This is a genomic window from Pseudomonas sp. SIMBA_068 (assembly GCF_046534705.1).
GTDB classification, from domain to species: Bacteria; Pseudomonadota; Gammaproteobacteria; order Pseudomonadales; family Pseudomonadaceae; genus Aquipseudomonas; species Aquipseudomonas putida.
This window is the reverse complement of sequence record NZ_JAWRYI010000559.1, coordinates 1-270: the sequence shown is the minus strand read 5'-3', so window position 1 is coordinate 270 and position 270 is coordinate 1. Positions and strand designations below refer to the sequence as shown.

Annotated in this window: 1 protein-coding gene; it reads left to right on the top strand. The window is 67.8% G+C overall.

Going from position 1 to position 270, the window contains the following annotated elements:
- On the top strand, positions 1-270 hold a 270-nt coding region (locus tag SB756_RS30400; protein ID WP_410913282.1), incomplete at both ends, for a flagellin.

Sequence of the window (270 nt, the reverse complement as noted above, 5' to 3'; positions counted from 1 at the left end):
ATGCCGACGGAGCCTCGGTCTTCGGAACCGGCGCCACGTCGGTGTTCGCGCTGATCGACAACGTTGCGAACGACCTCCGCACCGGCGTGAACGTCACCCCGCGGCTGGCGGAGATCGACGACAGGATGAAGGCGATCGTGGGAGAGCACGCGGAGGTCGGCGGACGCCAGACCCGCATCGACAAGGCGAAGGATGCGCTCGCCGTCGGGGCCAACGCTCTCGAGGGCCAGCGCTCGTCGCTGGAGGATGTGGACCTCAGCAAGGTGATCC